The organism is Pseudomonas sp. GW821-FHT07F05 (assembly GCF_059418765.1).
This window is the reverse complement of sequence record NZ_JBWKQL010000009.1, coordinates 212,697-231,620: the sequence shown is the minus strand read 5'-3', so window position 1 is coordinate 231,620 and position 18,924 is coordinate 212,697. Positions and strand designations below refer to the sequence as shown.

Annotated in this window: 17 protein-coding genes; 4 read left to right on the top strand and 13 right to left on the bottom strand. The window is 60.5% G+C overall.

Annotation, left to right across the window (positions count from 1 at the left end):
• Window positions 1-584 (bottom strand): pyridoxal-phosphate dependent enzyme (locus AC07RO_RS19315; RefSeq protein WP_495086828.1); only part of this gene is annotated, 584 nt, incomplete at its 3' end.
• Between the two features lie 154 nt (window positions 585-738).
• Here AC07RO_RS19315 and rpiA point away from each other — a divergent pair.
• Window positions 739-1,410, top strand: coding sequence for a ribose-5-phosphate isomerase RpiA (gene rpiA, locus AC07RO_RS19310; protein WP_495086827.1), 672 nt, complete (start codon window positions 739-741; stop codon window positions 1,408-1,410).
• Window positions 1,411-1,630: 220 nt separating this feature from the next.
• Here the strand turns inward: rpiA and AC07RO_RS19305 are convergent, their stop codons facing one another.
• The 4 genes from AC07RO_RS19305 to AC07RO_RS19290 all read right to left on the bottom strand — a co-directional run bounded on the left by AC07RO_RS19305 (window position 1,631) and on the right by AC07RO_RS19290 (window position 5,677).
• Window positions 1,631-2,542, bottom strand: coding sequence for an SdiA-regulated domain-containing protein (locus AC07RO_RS19305; protein ID WP_192171261.1), 912 nt, complete (start codon window positions 2,540-2,542; stop codon window positions 1,631-1,633).
• Window positions 2,543-2,681: 139 nt separating this feature from the next.
• Window positions 2,682-3,581 (bottom strand): SdiA-regulated domain-containing protein, encoded by a 900-nt coding sequence (locus AC07RO_RS19300; protein ID WP_282369827.1) that lies wholly within the window; start codon window positions 3,579-3,581, stop codon window positions 2,682-2,684.
• Window positions 3,578-4,246, bottom strand: coding sequence for a fumarylacetoacetate hydrolase family protein (locus AC07RO_RS19295; RefSeq protein WP_065987348.1), 669 nt, complete (start codon window positions 4,244-4,246; stop codon window positions 3,578-3,580). The genes AC07RO_RS19300 and AC07RO_RS19295 overlap by 4 nt, the downstream gene beginning before the upstream one ends.
• Before the next feature lie 36 nt (window positions 4,247-4,282).
• On the bottom strand, window positions 4,283-5,677 hold the full coding sequence (locus AC07RO_RS19290) for an FAD-binding oxidoreductase (protein ID WP_495086830.1): 1,395 nt from the start codon (window positions 5,675-5,677) through the stop codon (window positions 4,283-4,285).
• A gap of 168 nt (window positions 5,678-5,845) precedes the next feature.
• On the opposite strand from AC07RO_RS19290, the gene serA reads away from it, so the two are divergent.
• Window positions 5,846-7,075 carry a phosphoglycerate dehydrogenase gene (gene serA / locus AC07RO_RS19285; protein ID WP_192171263.1) on the top strand — a complete coding sequence of 410 codons (1,230 nt, stop codon included), beginning with the start codon at window positions 5,846-5,848 and terminating at the stop codon, window positions 7,073-7,075.
• A gap of 105 nt (window positions 7,076-7,180) precedes the next feature.
• Here the strand turns inward: serA and AC07RO_RS19280 are convergent, their stop codons facing one another.
• Window positions 7,181-7,618, bottom strand: a complete 438-nt coding sequence (locus tag AC07RO_RS19280; protein WP_282369831.1) for a DUF4399 domain-containing protein — start codon at window positions 7,616-7,618, stop codon at window positions 7,181-7,183.
• A gap of 512 nt (window positions 7,619-8,130) precedes the next feature.
• Window positions 8,131-8,769 carry a 2OG-Fe(II) oxygenase gene (locus AC07RO_RS19275; RefSeq protein ID WP_065987352.1) on the bottom strand — a complete coding sequence of 213 codons (639 nt, stop codon included), beginning with the start codon at window positions 8,767-8,769 and terminating at the stop codon, window positions 8,131-8,133.
• A gap of 195 nt (window positions 8,770-8,964) precedes the next feature.
• Between AC07RO_RS19275 and AC07RO_RS19270 the strand changes: the two genes are divergently transcribed.
• A complete protein-coding gene (locus tag AC07RO_RS19270; RefSeq protein WP_065987353.1) occupies window positions 8,965-9,705 on the top strand; it encodes a DUF2059 domain-containing protein in 741 nt (246 codons plus the stop codon).
• Between the two features lie 44 nt (window positions 9,706-9,749).
• Here the strand turns inward: AC07RO_RS19270 and bipL are convergent, their stop codons facing one another.
• Complete coding sequence (gene bipL, locus AC07RO_RS19265; RefSeq protein ID WP_495086826.1) at window positions 9,750-10,691, bottom strand: phospholipase BipL; 942 nt, start codon at window positions 10,689-10,691, stop codon at window positions 9,750-9,752.
• Between the two features lie 167 nt (window positions 10,692-10,858).
• On the opposite strand from bipL, the gene AC07RO_RS19260 reads away from it, so the two are divergent.
• Window positions 10,859-13,258, top strand: coding sequence for a penicillin acylase family protein (locus AC07RO_RS19260; RefSeq protein ID WP_495086825.1), 2,400 nt, complete (start codon window positions 10,859-10,861; stop codon window positions 13,256-13,258).
• A 130-nt stretch (window positions 13,259-13,388) separates the two neighbouring features.
• Here AC07RO_RS19260 and AC07RO_RS19255 read toward each other — a convergent pair whose 3' ends face one another.
• The 5 genes from AC07RO_RS19255 to AC07RO_RS19235 all read right to left on the bottom strand — a co-directional run bounded on the left by AC07RO_RS19255 (window position 13,389) and on the right by AC07RO_RS19235 (window position 18,860).
• Window positions 13,389-14,279, bottom strand: coding sequence for an ABC transporter permease subunit (locus tag AC07RO_RS19255; protein WP_122622881.1), 891 nt, complete (start codon window positions 14,277-14,279; stop codon window positions 13,389-13,391).
• Complete coding sequence (locus AC07RO_RS19250; RefSeq protein WP_037016213.1) at window positions 14,276-15,196, bottom strand: ABC transporter permease subunit; 921 nt, start codon at window positions 15,194-15,196, stop codon at window positions 14,276-14,278. The genes AC07RO_RS19255 and AC07RO_RS19250 overlap by 4 nt, the downstream gene beginning before the upstream one ends.
• Window positions 15,193-16,335, bottom strand: coding sequence for a polyamine ABC transporter ATP-binding protein (gene potA / locus AC07RO_RS19245; RefSeq protein ID WP_282369842.1), 1,143 nt, complete (start codon window positions 16,333-16,335; stop codon window positions 15,193-15,195). Before potA ends, AC07RO_RS19250 begins: the two co-directional genes overlap by 4 nt.
• Window positions 16,336-16,391: 56 nt before the next feature.
• On the bottom strand, window positions 16,392-17,486 hold the full coding sequence (locus AC07RO_RS19240; protein ID WP_192171270.1) for a polyamine ABC transporter substrate-binding protein: 1,095 nt from the start codon (window positions 17,484-17,486) through the stop codon (window positions 16,392-16,394).
• A gap of 276 nt (window positions 17,487-17,762) precedes the next feature.
• A complete protein-coding gene (locus AC07RO_RS19235) occupies window positions 17,763-18,860 on the bottom strand; it encodes a polyamine ABC transporter substrate-binding protein (protein ID WP_192171271.1) in 1,098 nt (365 codons plus the stop codon).
• Window positions 18,861-18,924 lie beyond the last annotated feature (64 nt).

The window sequence follows — 18,924 nt, the reverse complement described above, 5'->3', positions numbered from 1 at the left end:
GGGCGCAGGTATTTCACGTACGCCGCGATGCCGGCAATCAGCCCGCCGCCACCGACCGGGACGAAGATCGCGTCCAGTGGGCCCTGATGCTGACGCAGGATTTCCATTGCCACCGTGCCTTGCCCGGCAATGGTGTCAGGGTCGTCATACGGGTGGACATAGACGTAGCCGTGTTCCTCGACCAGCTTCAGCGAATACGCCAGCGCTTCGGGAAAGGAGTCGCCATGGAGTACGACTTTTCCGCCCCGGGAGCGCACGCCCTCGACCTTGATCTCCGGGGTGGTCTTCGGCATCACGATGGTCGCCGACACGTTCAGCGTCTTCGCCGCCAGCGCCAGGCCTTGGGCGTGATTGCCCGCCGACGCCGTCACCACGCCCCGCGCCAGTTCTTCCGGGCTCAACTGCGCCAGCTTGTTGTAGGCGCCGCGAATCTTGAAGGAGTACACCGGCTGCAGGTCTTCGCGCTTGAGCAGCACGTTATTGCCGAGGCGCGCAGACAGCTGGCGGGCGGCGTGCAGCGGGGTTTCCACGGCAACGTCGTACACACGGGAATTGAGGATTTTTTTGACGTAGTGCTCGAGCATCGGGGAAGAATCGCTGGCGAAGGGGCAAGACCCGGAAGTCTACCCCTCGCCCCGGCGCACGACCACATCAAGACTCAGGCTTTGACGACGGCATGTCGTTATACTGCCGGCCCTCGGACCTATCGCTATTCCCTGTAACCGGAGCCCACCTCGCATGACCCAGGATCAACTCAAACAGGCCGTTGCCCAGGCCGCCGTCGATTTCATCCTTCCGAAGCTCGACGACAAAAGCGTCGTGGGCGTGGGCACCGGCTCTACCGCCAACTGCTTCATCGACGCACTGGCCCTGCACAAAGGCGCGTTCGACGGCGCAGTCGCAAGCTCCGACGCAACGGCCGCGCGCCTCAAGGGTCACGGGATTCCGGTGTATGAGCTGAACACGGTCAGCGATCTGGAGTTTTACGTCGACGGCGCCGATGAAAGCGACGAGCACCTGAACCTGATCAAAGGCGGCGGCGCAGCCCTGACCCGCGAGAAGATCGTGGCCGCCGTGGCCAAAACTTTCATCTGTATCGCGGATGCCAGCAAGATGGTGCCGGTGCTGGGCGCATTTCCTCTGCCGGTCGAAGTGATCCCGATGGCCCGCAGCCACGTAGCCCGCGAACTGGTAAAGCTGGGCGGCGACCCGGTTTACCGCGAAGGCGTGCTGACGGACAACGGCAATATCATCCTCGATGTGCACAACATGAACATCACCAATCCGGCGCAACTGGAAGCGCAGATCAATAACATCGTCGGCGTTGTCACCAACGGCCTGTTCGCCGCGCGCCCGGCGGATTTGCTGCTGCTGGGTACCCAGGAAGGCGTGAAAACCCTTAAGCGCTAATGGTTGCGGGGCAAGGTTGATCCGGTTGAAGAGGACTTCCCGACCACCGAGATAACCCTGCCGTGCTCGTCACTGTGGGAGTGAGCTTGCTCACGAAGGCTGCAGTGCAGCCGCTGAAAATTCAGCGGATGTACCACCCCTTCGTCCGGATGCGGCCCAGAGCAAGCTCGCTCCCACAAGTTATTCGTCGCTCGCTCGATCCTCGCCAGATCCGGCCGGATTAGCGCTTCTTGAACACATAAAACAGGTTCGGCTCGCTCACGACGTACAAGGTGCCGTCGTCCCCCATGGCGATGCCTTCGGCCTGGGGCACGCTTTTGCTCAGGCCCATGCTGCCTTTGGTCAGTGACACGTTGGCGACCGGCTTGCCCTCGGTGTCCAGTTCGAGAATCTGCCGCGACTCATCCGACAGCGCCAGCAAGTGCCCGCTTCGCTCATCGAATTGCAGGCTGGACAGGTCGCGCACGAACAGGCCCGCATCCCGCTGCTTGCTGGACGTCACTTCCAGGATGTTTGGGGAATGGGTTCCGGCGTCAGGAAAGCCGCGCACCTCAATAATCTGCACCGGCCGCCGCTCTTTGGCGACGAACAGCCGACGGCCCTGATTATCGTAGGCCAGGCCTTCAAAACCGTTGTTGCCGCCGGCGTCGATGCCAAGCGTCAGCTGCTCGGCATCGGCCGCGTCGAGGAATGTCGTGTCGTCATCCACGTGAACCTTGATCAGCCGCTGACTGTGCTCGTCACTGATGACGTAAATCCCGGGGCTGATGTACTCGACCGCTTCGGCGTCCCCAAACCCGGTCAGGGGAATTCGTCTGAGAATCCGCCCTTCCAGGCTCAACTCGACCAACTCGGGGTTTTTGTTGGTCACGGTGAAGAGGGTTTTGCGCTGCGGATCGAAGCTGAGGGCCGAGACGTTAGCCTTCAGGCCGTCGATGACCCGCGCCTCAATCTCGACGTCGTACGCGTCGAGCCCCAGCGCCTGGGCGTCGCTGGATTGCCAGAACACGTACCAGTTGAACCAGAGCCGCTCGATGACCCGGTACTCGCGCGCCACGAAGAACGACGCGGTCAGTAGCAACAGGACAAGTAACGTGAGCACAACGCTCTGGAACGGGGAAACACGACGCATGCAGGGGGCTCGACTTCAGTGGGGCGGTTTTAATAGCACCGTATTCTGAAGCCAAACTGAAAGCCATGTGACATCTCGTTTCGGCTTTTCAGAGCTCAAGCGAGAGCGGGCAGACGATCAGGCCGATACCGGCCCGGCGTCACTGCCGCTTGAAGGTGTAAAACAGGTTGGGCTCGCTGACCATATAAATGGTGCCGTTCTCGTCCATGGCGACCCCTTCGGCGCGGGGAATCGTCTCGCTCAGGCCATTGAAGCCGTGCAGCAGGGTCATGAAGCTGACCTGATTTCCCTTGCCGTCCAGCTCCAGCAGCATATGCGACTCGGCGGACAGCACCAGCAAATGCCCGGTCTTCTGGTCCGCGTACAGGGACGACAGATTGCGCACGATCAGGTTGTCGTTGATCAGCTTGCGCTTCTCGCCCCTCACCTCGCTGCTGCCATCGGCCTTCCAGCTGTACAGCGCCGGCGGACGCTCTTCGCCAAACAGGAACTGCTGATCCCGCGGGTCCCAGGCGATGCCTTCGAAGGCTTTGTTCTGATCCTTCGACGGACCGAGATCGTACTTGGGGAAGTCGGCGATGTTCAGGGTTTTGGTTTCGGGCGTGACGTGGACGATGGTCATCAGATGCTGACGCTCATCAACGATGGCAATCAGCCCGTCGCCCAGAACGGCAACACCCTCGGGGTTGCCCCACCCCTGAAGCGGGATCTTGCGAATGACGTCGCCGGTCAGGGTGATCTCGGAAAGAAAGGGGTTTTTGCCCATCACCGAATACAGGGTTTTGGTCGACGGGTCGTAAGACAGGTCTGAGGCCTCGTCCTTTTCCATGCCGGCCAACGGCTTGGCGTCGATGTCGACCTTGTAATCCGGCAGCCAGATGCCCGCTGCGCGCTCGGCCGGCGTGACGTTGCGCTCGCGCAGCCACAACAAACCGCGATCGTCCCAGTGCCAGGCCAGGGACAGACCGGCCAAAATCACCAGCGCTGCAACGAGCAACCACCACCAACGGAAACGCAGACGGCTTTTACGCTGTGTCATCCGCGTACGTCGCTTTCGAAGCGGCTCTGGCCGGTCAGCTCCAGCACGATCTCATCGCCAACAGTGAACGGCCCTACGCCGGCCGGCGTGCCGGTCATGATCAGGTCACCGGCCTGCAGCGAGAACTGCGAGGCCATGTGCTGGATCATCGGCACGATCGGGTTGAGCATGTGGCTGCTGTTGCCGTCCTGGCGGACTTCGCCGTTGATGGTCAGGCGGATGGCGATGTCGGTCAGATCGGGGTAAGCGTCAGCGGATACGAACGGCGCGATGACGGCCGCGCCATCGAAGGACTTGGCGATTTCCCAAGGCAGGCCTTTCTCTTTCAGCTTCGACTGCACGTCGCGCAGCGTCAGGTCCAGGCCCGGGGCGAAGCCGGAAATCGCGTCGAGGACTTCTTCACGACTCGGGTTCTTGCTCAGCGGCTTGCCGATCAGCACGACGATCTCGGCTTCGTAGTGCACCGAACCCCGGTCCTGAGGAATGCTGAAGCCACCCTCGATTCCGACCACGCAGCTGCCCGGTTTGATGAACAGCAGCGGCTCGGTGGGGACCGGGTTGTCCAGCTCCTTCGCGTGCTCGGCGTAATTGCGGCCGATGCAGACGACTTTACCGAGCGGAAAGTGAACCTTGGTGCCGTCGACGTACTTGTGCTGATAGCTCATGAGCGCTCCTGAGGACTTGTTGTAATGGGAAACCGCTTACACCGCGAAAATTTTGCCAGGGTTCATGATGCCGTTCGGGTCGAACACCGCTTTGACGGCCTTCATGTATTCGATTTCCACCGGCGACCGGCTGTAGTGCAGGTAGTCACGCTTGGTCATGCCGACGCCGTGTTCCGCGGAGATCGAGCCGTTGTACTTCTGGACGATCTCGAACACCCACTTGTTCACCGTCGCGCACTTGGCGAAGAACTCGTCCTTGCTCAGGTTTTCCGGTTTGAGGATGTTCAGGTGCAGGTTGCCGTCGCCAATGTGACCGAACCAGACGATTTCGAAATCCGGGTAATGCTGCCCAACGATCGCGTCCACTTCAGCGAGAAACGCCGGGACCTTCGAAACGGTGACCGAGATGTCGTTCTTGTACGGCGTGAAGTGGGAGATGGTCTCAGAAATGTATTCGCGCAGTTTCCACAGGTTCTGCAGTTGCTGTTCGCTCTGGCTCATCACGCCATCCAGCACCCAGCCTTGCTCGACACAGTGCTCGAAAGTTTCCAGCGCGTGGTTGGCCACTTCTTCGGTGGTCGCTTCGAATTCCAGCAGCGCGTAGAACGGGCATTCGGTGTCGAACGGGGAAGGCACGTCACCGCGCGCCATGAGCTTGGCCAGCGCCTTGTCCGAGAAGAACTCGAAGGCGGTCAGGTCGAGCTTGCTCTGGAACGCGTGCAGCACCGGCATGATCGCGTTGAAATCAGTAGTCCCGAGGACCATCGCGGTGAGGTTTTTCGGCGCGCGGTCCAGGCGCATGGTGGCTTCGACCACAAACCCCAGCGTGCCTTCGGCGCCAATGAATAGCTGACGCATGTCGTAGCCGGTGGCGTTTTTGATGAGGTCTTTGTTCAGTTCGAGAAGGTCGCCCTTGCCGGTGACCACCTTGAGGCCCGCGACCCAGTTGCGGGTCATGCCGTAGCGAATCACTTTGATCCCGCCGGCATTGGTGCCGATGTTGCCGCCGATATTGCTGGAGCCTGAAGACGCGAAGTCGACCGGGTAATACAGGCCGTTCTCTTCCGCGAGATTCTGCAGTTGCTTGGTGACAACGCCCGGCTGGCAGATGGCAGTACGATCCGTCAGGTTGAGTTCGAGCACCTGATTCATGTAATCGAAGTTGACGACCACCTCACCATTGGCGGCAACGGCGGCGGCGGACAACCCGGTGCGGCCGCCCGACGGGACCAGCGCCACCTTGCGTTCGTTGGCCCAGCGGACGATGGCCTGCACCTGTTCGGTGGTCTTGGGAAAGACGATGGCGGTGGGCGCCGGGGCGAAATGTTTGGTCCAGTCCTTGCCGTAGGCTTCGAGGGAATCGGCGTCGGTCAGGACCTTGCCGGGCTCAACCAGGGTCTTCAGCTCATCTATCAGCGCAGGATGGGTCATCAACAGAACTCTCGAACAATTCATGGTCATCCTGAGAACGGCTCACGTCCAGGAATGGGGTGTTTCGCGGGGTGCATATGCTAGCATACGCCCCCCGCCAATCGAGCTTTCGGCCGATTTGCGCGCTTCACTTACTGCCATTTCTCTCCGGGACACAGGTTTACGCAGATGAGCAAGACTTCCCTCGACAAGAGCAAGATCAAGTTCCTTCTTCTCGAAGGCGTCCACCAGTCCGCGGTCGACGTCCTCAAGGCCGCCGGTTACACCAGCATCGAGTACCACACCAAGTCTCTGCCGGAAGCCGAACTGAAGGAAAAGATTGCCGACGCTCATTTCATCGGTATTCGTTCCCGCACCCAACTGACTGAAGAACTGTTCGACAGCGCCAAGAAACTGGTCGCGGTCGGCTGCTTCTGCATCGGTACCAACCAGGTTGACCTGAACGCAGCCCGCGAACGCGGCATCGCTGTGTTCAACGCCCCCTACTCCAACACCCGTTCGGTGGCGGAGCTGGTGCTGGCCGAGGCCATCCTGCTGCTGCGCGGTATCCCGGAGAAGAATGCTTCCTGCCACCGCGGTGGCTGGATCAAGAGCGCGGCCAACTCGTTCGAAATTCGCGGCAAGAAGCTCGGCATCATCGGCTACGGCTCGATCGGCACTCAGCTGTCGGTCCTGGCTGAAGGCCTGGGCATGCAGGTGTATTTCTACGACACCCTGACCAAGCTGCCGCTGGGCAACGCCACTCAGGTTTCCAGCCTGAACGAGCTGCTGGGCATGGCCGACATCGTGACCCTGCACGTTCCGGAAACCAACGAAACCCAGTGGATGATCGGCGAGAAAGAAATTCGCACGATGAAGAAGGGCGCCATCCTGATCAACGCGGCGCGCGGCACGGTGGTCGAACTCGACGCCCTGGCTGACGCGATCAAGGATCAGCACCTCATCGGCGCGGCCATCGACGTGTTCCCGGTCGAGCCACGCTCCAACGACGACGTGTTCGAAAGCCCGCTGCGCGGCCTGGACAACGTGATCCTGACCCCGCACATCGGCGGTTCGACTGCCGAGGCCCAGGCCAACATCGGTCTGGAAGTGGCAGAGAAGCTGGTCAAGTACAGCGACAACGGTACGTCGGTTTCTTCCGTCAACTTCCCGGAAGTCGCCCTGCCGGCTCACCCTGGCAAGCACCGTCTGCTGCACATCCACGAGAACATCCCGGGCGTGCTGATGGAGATCAACAAGGTCTTCGCTGAAAACGGCATCAACATCTCGGGTCAGTTCCTGCAAACCAACGAGAAAGTCGGTTACGTGGTGATCGATGTCGACGCCGAGTACTCCGATCTGGCGCAAGAGAAACTGCAGCACATCAAAGGCACCATTCGTAGCCGCGTTCTGTTCTAAAGCGGTGGTTTCGAGATGATAAAAAAGGAGACCTTAGGGTCTCCTTTTTTTTGCGCAAATCACGCATCACGCGGGCTGTACGTGAGACGACCCATCTGCGGTGAGTCATTTCACCGTAATGGTGATCTTCTGCGACTCGACCGGTGGGTTCAGCGGCACGTGGTTCTTGTCGCCGACCAGCAGTTGAAGGGTGTGCTGGCCCGGCGTGAGGTTCAATTCGGTTTCGGTCTGGCCTTTGCCGAAGTGACGGATGTTGTCGGTGGTCGGCAGCGGCGCGGTCATGTCGGGCTGATCCTTGACGTCGATCAGCAGGTGGTGATGGCCGGTGTCCGGGACGTCAACGCCGGCCGGGGCGACGCCCATGCCCTTAAGGCCGAACTGCACCTTGAAGGCGCCATTGACCGTCGCGCCGTCCTTCGGCGAGATAATGTAAACCTCGGCGCCTGCAGGGGATGCCGTGCGAGGGATGTCGGCGGCCTGGGCCAGGAAACTCGCCCCCAGCAGCAGTCCGGTAAGGGCAGTTCTAGCGAATAACGTCTTCATGATCTCTCCGTTTTTATCGATGTGCGGCTGGCGGGTTCGGGAGTCGAAGCCTCTTCACCCCGACAGACAACCGCTCAGGAACGACCTTTACCTTAGCTGCGGTTGGCCGCGAAGTATTTCGCCGAGTGGCTGGATGTAGAAGATTTCATGTTGGACCGAGCGGTGTCGGGCAGAAACCACAAATCCTGTAGGAGCCGTCACGCCGCTGTTGCGCAGCAAACACCGTCCATGTGGGAGTGAGCTTGCTCACGAAGGCGGCATTTCAGGCGCTCAATATGTAGCGGATGTCTGGGCCTCTTCGCGAGCAAGCTCGCTCCCACGGGATCGCGGGTCGGCTTGCAATCTCCGGCTACCGCAGGACTTGTGGGAGTGAGCTTGCTCACGAATAGGCCAGCACATTCAGCTACTTTCTCTGTAGACGGAAAGTAAGCCTTCGCGAGCAAGCTTACTCCCACGGGATCGGGGTCGGCTTGTAATCTCCGGCTGCTGCAGGACTTGTGGGGGTGAGCTTGCTACAGCTCGAACGGCTCGTTCCCGCGCCGCCTGAACCAGCCGGTCAGCGACAGGCGCTCGCGGGTCGAGGGCATGACTTCGTGGGGCATGTCGCCCGAAAGGAACACCACAAGGCAGCCGCCGGTGGGTTGCACGTCATACTCGACACCGTCCTTGAGGTACATCCGCAGCTGGCCGCCGTGCTCCGGCAACCAGCCGTCGTTGAGGTAGACGACCGCCGAGACCATGCGTTTGTCGTCATCGCGAAAACGGTCCACGTGCTTGAGGTAGAAGGCCCCTGGCGGATAGAGCGCGAAGTGGCTTTCGTAGTCCTCAAGGCCCAGAAACAGGCCTCGGTTCAGCGCCTGACGCAGGCTCTCCATCAGATCCAGATAGCGATCGCACGGTTCGGCCTGCCCCGCTTCCAGCCACTGAATGTGATCGCCGCGAATCCCCTCTCGAACCTCCTGCGCCGGCCCGCGCCCCACCGCAGCAGGTGCGAGCTCGCCCTGAACGGCACGCGTGCGGCATTCAAGCGCCAGCTCTCGGGTCAGAGTGTCGGGCAGGAAGATGTTCTGCTGCGACCAGCCACGCTCGGCCAGGTCATCGACGATTCGCAACAGCAGCGGGTGATCAGGGGATATGCGCATGGCGCGCATAGTATCCATACGCCGATTAATCCGACAGGGCCTGCAGTCCGGCGAATGAGGAATATTTTTGCGGGTTTGAATACGCCCGGCGGTTTTGCCCGACCACTGATCGAACCCACGGTTTTTAGCGGGGTCTGGCAAGTGTTAACTCGACAAATCCCCGCTGCCCCACCGAGAATGGCGGCCTGCCGACAGGAGTCTCTAATGCGCCGTCTGTTTTTCCTGCTGTTGATGTTCTGCACTTTGCCCGCCTGGGCAGACGGCCACGATCAGCTGTACACGCTCGCCGGCTGGCCGGAACAACGCGCTCATTTTGTCGATGCCTTGAAAGCCGCTCAGCAGCGTTACCGCAACAGCCTTCCGCCGGCCGTGTTCGACGCCCTGGTGAGCAACAGCAATCAGCGTTTCGCGCCCCAGGCGATGGACCAGCGCGGGGAGCAAATGCTGCGCCAGACGCTGCAAGACCCTAACCCTGCACTGCAGTTTTTCCAGTCGCCCCTGGGCCGTAAGATCGTCAACGCCGAGCTCACTGCGACGCGCCCGGACCAACTGGCCAAAAACGCCCAAGGCCTGCCGCACATCCAGGCCGACGACAACCGCCTGCTGATCATCGGCCACCTGGCCAACGCGCTCCCCGCCAAGGAAGCCGGCGCCGAGGTCAGCATGGCGATTGCGGGCGTCGCCGCCGACAGCCTGAGTTCAATGATTCCAGGCCTGATGGGCGGCGGCACGACCCAGGCGATGCTCGACAGTCAGCGTCAGCGCCTCATGGGGCAGATCGGCAAGGACGTGAACAACACGCTGCTTTACGTGTACCGCGACCTGTCGGACGGGGAGCTGGACGAGTTCGCGACCTTCGCCGAGTCCAACGAGGGCAAGGCCTATTACAAGGCCGCACTGGCCGCCGTTCGCGCGGGATTGGCGGTCGGGCAGACTGTCAAATAACATCAGTGGGATCGACTCCAGTCGGGAAGCCCGCCCTCCGAGCCCTACTCCATCCGCTGCGTCAGAAACTCAAAAAACCGCGCCCGCAGCTCGGGTGACTCGTTCACCAGGTGATGCCGCGCTTCGCGCAGCATGAAAATCTGCGGCTCGGCGAACTTGTCCTTGAGCACTGGCAGATTATGTCTCCAGTCCACGGTCATGTCCGATTCGCCCTGCACGATGAGCGGGCTGCGGCGGCTGCGGGGCGCGCGTTCGATGCGCTCGATCCATTTGGCCAGCGCGCCCACCCAGACGGTCGGCAGGCGCCGCGGCTGCAACGGGTCCGCTAGCAGGAACGGCAGAAAGGTCGGGGCGTTGGAGTTTTCGCTGAAGCGCCGGTCGATGGCTTTGACGAAGCCGCGCAGCAGGTAATAGCTGAGTTTCGACAAGGCCCAGCCACGCGGCCGCACCAGCGGCGCCAGCAAGATGGTCTGACCTTGCACCGGGCTGGCGTCGCCGTGATGCAGCAAGTGGTCGATGACAATCGCGCCGCCGGTGCTTTGCCCACACAGGTGCCACGGCTGCGGCAGGTTGAGGCTTTCGGCTTCGACAAAAAGCCGATCCAGCACCGCCTGATACTCCGCGAAGTCGGTAATGCTTGCCCGCGCCCCACTGGACAATCCATGGCCCGGCAGGTCGCAGGCAATCACCGCCAGCCCAAGCCCCAATGCCCAGTCGATGACGTGACGATACAAGCCGATGTGATCGTAAAACCCATGCATCAGCACCAGCGTGCCGACCGGCTGTTCGGGCATCCACAGCTGCGTGACAATGTCGTAACCGCCCACTTCAAAGCGCCCGATTCGGCTGCTGATCAAACCATTCGGGCCAAGCGCGTTCAGGCCGTAGAAACGCTGATAAGCCTGCGCTTCTTCAGATGGCGTTTGGGACACGCTCAGCGGCAACAGCTCAGCACGCAGGTGATCGGGATCGAACGTGTCAGACATCGGAATTCCAGATGAGGGTGTGTGTGGGAAGCGGCCGCACGGAAGTGTCATCTGTCCGCTGCGGCGTGGCAAGTTACGCGGCCTAAATCCATAGGCGGTCCGTCTACCCAGTCGCGAGACAAATCTGTAGCCTGCAAAACCTTCACGATTCTCATTTGAGCCCCCGGATGAAACGCAGCCTTTATGTCGTCGTCGCAGTGTTGGTGCTCATCGGGGGCGCGGGCGCCTGGTACATCCACGGCAAGCAGCCGGTCCGCGATGGCGAGATCAAACTCGCAGGGCTGCAGGCCCCGGTCACCGTGCGTTACGACGAGCGCGGCGTGCCGCATATTCGTGCCGACAACCAAGACGATTTGTACCGCGCGCTGGGCTATGTTCACGCTCAGGACCGCCTGTTCCAGATGGAAATCCTGCGCAGGCTGGCGCGCGGCGAGCTGGCTGAAGTCCTCGGCCCCAAGCTGGTCAACACCGACAAGCTGTTCCGCAGCCTGCGCATCCGCGAGCACGCCGACGCCTACGTGGCGCGCCAGGACAAGAACACGCCGGCGTGGAAGGCGCTTCAAGCGTATCTGGACGGCATTAATCAATATCAGGCGACGCATCCCAAACCGATCGAGTTCGACGTGCTGGGCATTCGCGAGCGGCCGTTCACGGCGCAAGACACGCTCAGCGTCGGCGGTTATCTGGCCTACAGCTTTGCGGCGGCGTTTCGCACCGAGCCGTTGATGACCTATGTGCGGGATCAACTGGGCCCGGAGTATCTGAAAGTCTTCGACATGGGCTGGCGGCCGCAAGGGGGCCTTGGCCAGTCCCCTGCATTGACGAGCAACGACTGGAAAGGCCTCAATGACCTGGCACTGCTCAGCCAGCAGGCGCTTGAGAAAGCCGGCCTGCCGCAGTTCGAGGGCAGCAATGCCTGGGCGGTGTCCGGCAGCCGCACCGAGAGTGGCAAACCGTTGCTGGCGGGTGATCCGCACATTCGTTTCTCGGTGCCGGCGGTCTGGTACGAAGCCCAGCTGACCGCGCCGGGTTTCGAGCTGTACGGGCATTTTCAGGCGCTCAACCCCTTCGCGCTGCTCGGCCATAATCTGGATTTCGGCTGGAGCCTGACCATGTTCCAGAACGATGATCTGGACCTGATCGGTGAAAAGACCAACCCCGATAACCCCAACCAAGTCTGGTACCACGGCGCCTGGGTGGACATGACCTCACGCACCGAGCAGATCGACGTCAAGGGTCAAGCCCCCGTCACGATCACCTTGCGGCAGTCACCCCACGGCCCGATCGTCAATGACGCGCTGGGCGCCAATGGGGCGCAACAGCCGAGCGACACGCCAATTGCGATGTGGTGGTCGTTTCTCGAGTCGGACAACCCGATCCTGCAGGGCTTCTACGACGCCAACCGCGCCGACACGCTGGAGAAGATGCGCAGCGCCGCCGAGAAGATTCAGTCGCCGGGCCTGAACATCGTCTACGCCAACGCCAAGGGTGATATCGGCTGGTGGGCGGCGGCGCAGTTGCCGAAGCGGCCTGCGGGGGTCAATCCGACGTTCATTCTCGACGGCAGCTCCGAGCAGGCTGACAAGAATGGCTTCTACCCCTTCACTGCTAACCCGCAGGAAGAAAACCCGGCGCGGGGTTATATCGTCTCGGCGAACTTCCAGCCGGTGTCGCCGACGGGGATGGAGATTCCGGGTTACTACAATCTTCCCGAGCGCGGTCGCCAGTTGAATAACCAGTTGAGCGACGACAAGGTGAAATGGAATCTGGAGAACAGCAAGGCGCTGCAGCTCGGCACGCGGACGGATTACGCCGCGCAGATTCTGACGCCGCTGATTCCGGTGCTGCGCCGTGTGGTGAGTGAGCCGGAAGAGCACGATTTGCTGGAGCGGCTGTCGGCGTGGAACGGGGAGTACTCCGTGGATTCGGTGGGCGCGACGCTGTTCAATCAGTTCCTGTTCAATCTGACCGATCAGGTGTTCCATGACGAGCTCAGCGACGGGATGTTCACGACGCTGCTGTCGACACGACTCATTGACCTGGCCCTGCCGCGACTGGCGGCAGACCCTGATTCGCCGTGGTGGAACAATCGCCATTCTCGAGAGCCCGAGAGCCGCGGCAACACGGTGAAGGTCGCCTGGCACGCAGCGGTCTCACATTTGAAATCGCTGTACGGGCAGAACCCGGATGAATGGACCTGGGGCAAGGCGCACACGCTGACCCATGAACATCCGTTGGGCAAACAACCGCCGCTGGACATGCTGTTCAACGTCGGGCCGTTCGCGGCGCCCGGTACACATGAGGTGCCGAACAACCTGTCAGCGAGCATGGGCCCCGCGCCGTGGCCGGTGACTTACGGACCATCGACGCGCCGCCTCATCGATTTCGCCGACCCGGCCCACGCCCTGGGGATCAACCCGGTGGGCCAGAGCGGCGTGCTGTTCGACAAGCACTACGCCGATCAGGCGCAGCGCTACGTCAACGGCGAGTACGCGCCGGAGCGGTTCAGCGAAGGAGATGTGGCGGGGAACAGCAAAGAGGTGTTGAGGTTGGTGCGGGGGCGATAACCGTATGAACGGTGGGTCTAGCTGGAGCCTCAACTTGTGGGACCGGCTTTAGCCGGGAAGGCATAGTGCGTTACGCCGCAGATCCATAGCGCACGCACTGGCCTCTTCCCGGCTGAAGCCGGTCCTACTATCAAACCGACTCGACCACCTTTGCACGACGCAGGTCCGGCTGTTTCCAACCGTCTGCCGCGGCTTCTTCGATGGCTTGCTGGATGGCGCGTTTGCGGTTGTTTTCCGCCCGGCGGCTGAAGAACCAGACCAGGAAGGTCGCAATCGACACCGCCAGCAGAATCAGGCTGGCAATCGCGTTGATCTCAGGCTTCACGCCCAAGCGCACCGCCGAGAACACTTCCATCGGCAGGGTGGTCGACCCCGGGCCGGAGACGAAGCTCGCCAGCACCAGGTCGTCCAGCGACAGCGCGAAGGACATCATCGCCCCCGCCGCCAGCGATGGCGCGATCATCGGGATGGTGATCAGGAAGAACACCTTCCACGGCCGCGCACCCAGGTCCATTGCCGCCTCTTCGATGGACATGTCCAGCTCACGCAGACGCGCCGACACCACCACTGCCACATACGCCGCACAGAACGTCGTGTGAGCGATCCAGATGGTGACGATCCCACGCTCCTCGGGCCAGCCGAGCAACTGCGCCATCGCCACGAACAGCAGCAACAGCGACAGGCCGGTGATCACTTCCGGCATCACCAGAGGCGCGGTGACCAGACCGCCGAAGAAGGTCTTGCCCTTGAATCGGGTGATCCGCGTCAGCACGAACGCCGCCATGGTGCCCAGCGCCACCGCCGCAATCGACGTATACAGCGCGATTTCCAGCGAGCGCATGACCGCGCTCATCAGTTGGGTATTGTCGAGCAGCCCGACGTACCACTTCACCGACCAGCCGCCCCAGACCGTCACCAGCTTGGAGGCGTTGAACGAGTAAATCACCAGAATGACCATGGGCGCGTAGATGAAGATCAGGCCCAGCACCAACATCAGGTTCGAGAATCGGAAGCCTCTCATGCCTTGCCCTCCAGCTCTTTGGCCTGACTGCGGTTGAACAGAATGATCGGCACGATGAGGATCAACAGCATGACCACTGCCAGCGACGACGCTACCGGCCAGTCACGGTTGTTGAAGAATTCCTGCCACAGCACTTTACCGATCATCAGCGTTTCGGGGCCGCCCAGCAGTTCCGGGATGACGAACTCGCCCACCACCGGAATGAACACCAGCATGCAGCCGGCGATGATACCGTTCTTGGACAGCGGTACGGTGATTTTCCAGAAGCTGTTGAAAGTGCTCGAACCCAGGTCCGATGCGGCTTCCAGCAGGCTCTGATCGTGCTTCACCAGATTCGCGTACAGCGGCAGGATCATGAACGGCAGATACGAATAGACCACGCCGATGTACACCGCGAGGTTGGTGTTGAGTATCTGCAATGGCTCGCTGATCACGCCCAGCCACATCAGAAACGCGTTGAGCAGACCGTTGTTGCTGAGGATGCCCATCCACGCATAAACGCGGATCAGGATCGCAGTCCAGGTCGGCATCATGATCAGCAGCAACAGCACCGTCTGCATTTCTTTGCGGGCGATGGAGATGCCATAGGCCATCGGATAGCCGATCAACAGGCACAGCACGGTGCTGATGAACGCCATCTTCAACGAGCCCAGATACGCCGAGATGTACAGGTCGTCACTGGTCAGCAGGGCGTAGTTGGCGAAGTTGAGCACGATGTCGAGCTTCTGCTCGACGTAGGTGAAGATCTCGGTATACGGCGGAATCGCTACGTCTGCTTCAGCGAAGCTGATCTTGATGACGATCAGAAACGGCAGCGCGAAAAACAGGAACAGCCACAGGAACGGCACGCCAATAACGGCTTGGCGCCCGGTGGGTTTTATTCGATTGAAAGCCCGTTTTATTTTTCGGATTTTCATGAGCGCAATACCACGCCGCTGTCGTCTTCCCACCAGACGAAGACTTCATCGTCCCAGGTCGGTCGTGTGCCCTGACGTTCGGCGTTGGCGACAAACGACTGCACCAGCTTGCCCGACGGCAGTTTCACGTAGAACACCGAGTGACCGCCCAGATAGGCGATGTCGTGAACTTTGCCCCGCGACCAGTTGTGCTCGAACGTCGGCTGTTCGGTGGTCACCAGCAACTTTTCAGGACGCAGCGCGTAGGTAATACGCTTGTCTTCCACCGACGTGGTAACGCCGTGGCCGACATAGATTTTGCGTTCCAGCTCAGGGCTGCTGATCAGCGCGTGGCCTTCCATGTCTTCGATGACTTCGCCGTCGAACAGGTTGACGTTGCCGATGAACTCACAGACCAGGCGGCTGGTCGGCGTCTCGTAGATATCGATCGGGCTGCCGATCTGCGCGATCCAGCCCAGGTGCATGATCGCAATGCGCTCGGCCATGGTCATGGCCTCTTCCTGGTCGTGGGTCACCATCACGCAGGTCACGCCAACACGCTCGATGATTTCCACCAGCTCCAGTTGCATCTGCGAACGCAGCTTTTTATCCAGTGCGCCCATGGGTTCGTCGAGCAGCAGCAGCTTCGGCTTCTTCGCCAGCGAACGTGCCAGCGCCACACGCTGACGCTGTCCGCCCGACAATTGGTGCGGTTTGCGCTTGGCGTACTGGGTCATCTGCACCAGCTTGAGCATCTCGGCCACGCGGGCCTCGACTTCGGCCTTGGGCAGCTTGTCCTGCTTGAGGCCAAAAGCGATGTTGTCCGCCACGGTCATGTGCGGAAACAGCGCGTAGGACTGGAACATCATGTTGATCGGACGTTCGTACGGCGGCATATCGGTGATGTCGACGCCGTCGAGGTAAATGCGCCCTTCGGTCGGGCGCTCGAAGCCGGCAAGCATGCGCAGCAGGGTGGATTTCCCCGAGCCGGAGCCGCCGAGCAGGGCAAAGATTTCACCCTTGTTGATCTGCAGAGACACGTCGTCCACAGCAATCGTCTCATCGAACTTTTTCGTGACCCGATCGATTTTGACCAGCACCTGTTTCGGTTGCTGACCACCCTCAAGGGATTTCTTGTAGGCGCCGGAGGCAACTGCCATGGGTGAAACTCCCAACTGTTTTTGCGCCCGGCCAATGGGGTCGGGCGCCAAGGTCTTTATTTACCGGTTTTGATCTTCGTCCAGCTGCGCGTCATGACGCGCTGGATCTTCGGCGGCAGCTCGGAGTTGACGTACAGGCGCTCCTGTATCTCCTTCGACGGGTAAACCGCCTCGTCGTTGCGAATTTCCTGATCCATCAGCTCGCCCGAAGCCGGGTTCGGGTTGGCATAACCCACCTGGTCACTGACCTTGGCGATTACGTCAGGCTTGAGGATGTAGTTGATGAACGCGTGCGCGGCCTTCACGTCCGGCGCATCCGACGGGATGGCGAGCATGTCGAACCACAGATTGCCGCCCTCTTTCGGGATCGAGTAAGCGATGTTGACGCCCTTGCCGGCTTCTGCGGCACGGGCCTTGGCCTGGAAGACGTCACCGGAGAAACCGGCTGCGATGCAGATGTCGCCGTTGGCCAGGTCAGTGATGTATTTGGACGAGTTGAAATAGGTCACGTACGGGCGGACTTTGAGCAGCTTGGCTTCAGCGGCTTTGTAGTCTTTCTCGTCGGTGCTATTCGGGTTTTTGCCCATGTAGTTAAGGACTGCGGGCAGCATCTCGTCAGCCGAGTCGAGGAACGCGACGCCGCACTTCTGCAGCTTCTTGATGTTCTCGGGCTCGAACAGCGTGGCCCAGGAGTCGATGGTGTCGACGCCCAGCACTTCCTTGATCTTGTCGACGTTGTAGCCGATGCCGTTGGTGCCCCACAGATACGGCACGGCGTACTGGTTGCCCGGGTCGTTCTTTTCCAGGCGCTTGAGCAGTTCGGGGTCGAGGTTGGAGTAATTCGGCAGCTGTGATTTGTCGAGCTTCTGAAACGCCCCCGCCTTGATCTGTTTGCCGAGGAAGTGGTTGGACGGGACGACCACGTCATAACCGGTGTGGCCGGCCAGCAGCTTGCCTTCCAGGGTTTCGTTGGAGTCGAAGACGTCGTATTTGGTCTTGATGCCGGTGGTGGACGTGAAGTCCTCCAGCGTTGTGGTGCCGATGTAATCGGACCAGTTATAAATGCGAACGGTGGAATCCGCGTAGGCACCGGCGGCGAGCGTGAGCCCTGCGCCGAGCAGCAAGCCTTTTGAAAATAAAGAAATAGACACGTGTGCAGTCCTTTTTTAGTAGGTGGGCCTGTTGCCCGTACCGATGACAGTAACGACTGCCTGTGACCCATCCGGCGCGCAACTTACCTTCGATAAACCCTTCTCGCAAAAAAACTTTTTGTGACGCGGGTGTCATGACGGGTGACGCAAAACCTGTAGGAGTGAGCTTGCTCGCGATTGCGGTGTGTCAGTCATGCATCCGGCTCAGGCAAACCGCATTCGCGAGCAAGCTCACTCCCACAGTTTGGGTGGGGCACTTGCCCCACCCGGTCAGGCTTATTTACCCGATTTGATGTTGGTCCAGCTGCGGGTCATCAAGCGCTGAGTCGCCGCTGGCAAGTCGGCGATCGCGTACAACTTGGCCAGGACGTCTGCCGGCGGGTAAACGCCCGGATCAGAGGTGATGTCCTTGTCGACGAACTCGGTTGCCGCCTTGTTGCCGTTCGGGAAGTGAACGGAGTTGGTGATTTCAGCCATCACCTTCGGTTGCAGGATGAAGTTCATGAACTTGTAGGCGCCTTCGACGTTTTCGGCATCTTTCGGGATGGCGACCATGTCGTAGAAGCTGCCTGCACCTTCTTTCGGAATGTTGTAGCTGACTTTGACCTTGCCGCCCGCCTCTTCAGCGCGCGCCTTGGCCTGGTAGATGTCACCCGAGTAGCCCACGGCTACGCAGATGTTGCCGTTGGCCAGGTCCGAGATGTACTTGGACGAGTGGAAGTAGGTGATCGAAGGACGAATTTTCTTAAACAGATCCTCGGCCTTCTGGATGTCTTCCTTCTTCTGGCTATCGGTCGGCAGGCCCAGGTAATGCAGCGCCACTGGCAGCATTTCGGTCGGCGAGTCGAGGAAGCTGATCCCGCAGCCTTTCAGCTTGGCAGCGTTTTCCGGCTTGAACAGCAGGTCCCACGAGTTGACCGGTGCATCAGCGCCCAAAGCGGCTTTGACTTTTTCAGCGTTGTAGCCGATGCCGATCGAGCCCCACATGTACGGGAATGCGTGCTTGTTGTCCGGGTCGCTGATGGACACGGCTTTCAACAAGGCAGGGTCGAGGTTTTTGTAATTTGGCAGCTTGGACTTGTCCAGCTCTTGGTAGACGCCGGCCTTGATCTGCTTGGCCAGGAAGTTGTTCGACGGAACGACGACGTCGTAGCCCGATTTACCGGCCAGCAGCTTGGCTTCCAGGGTCTCGTTGCTGTCGAACACGTCGTACACCACTTTGATGCCCGACTCTTTTTCGAAGTCGGCGATGGTGTTCGGTGCGATGTAATCGGACCAGTTATAGACGTGGAGGACTTTGTCATCGGCGTGTGCAGCAGCGGCCACTGCGCCCATGAGGGACAAGGCCAGGAGGGTTTTGCCAAATTTCTTCATGCGTACGGCTCCAGTGTTTTTATGTAAGCGGCGTCTAGACGGCGGACAGTCTGGCAATTTCCGG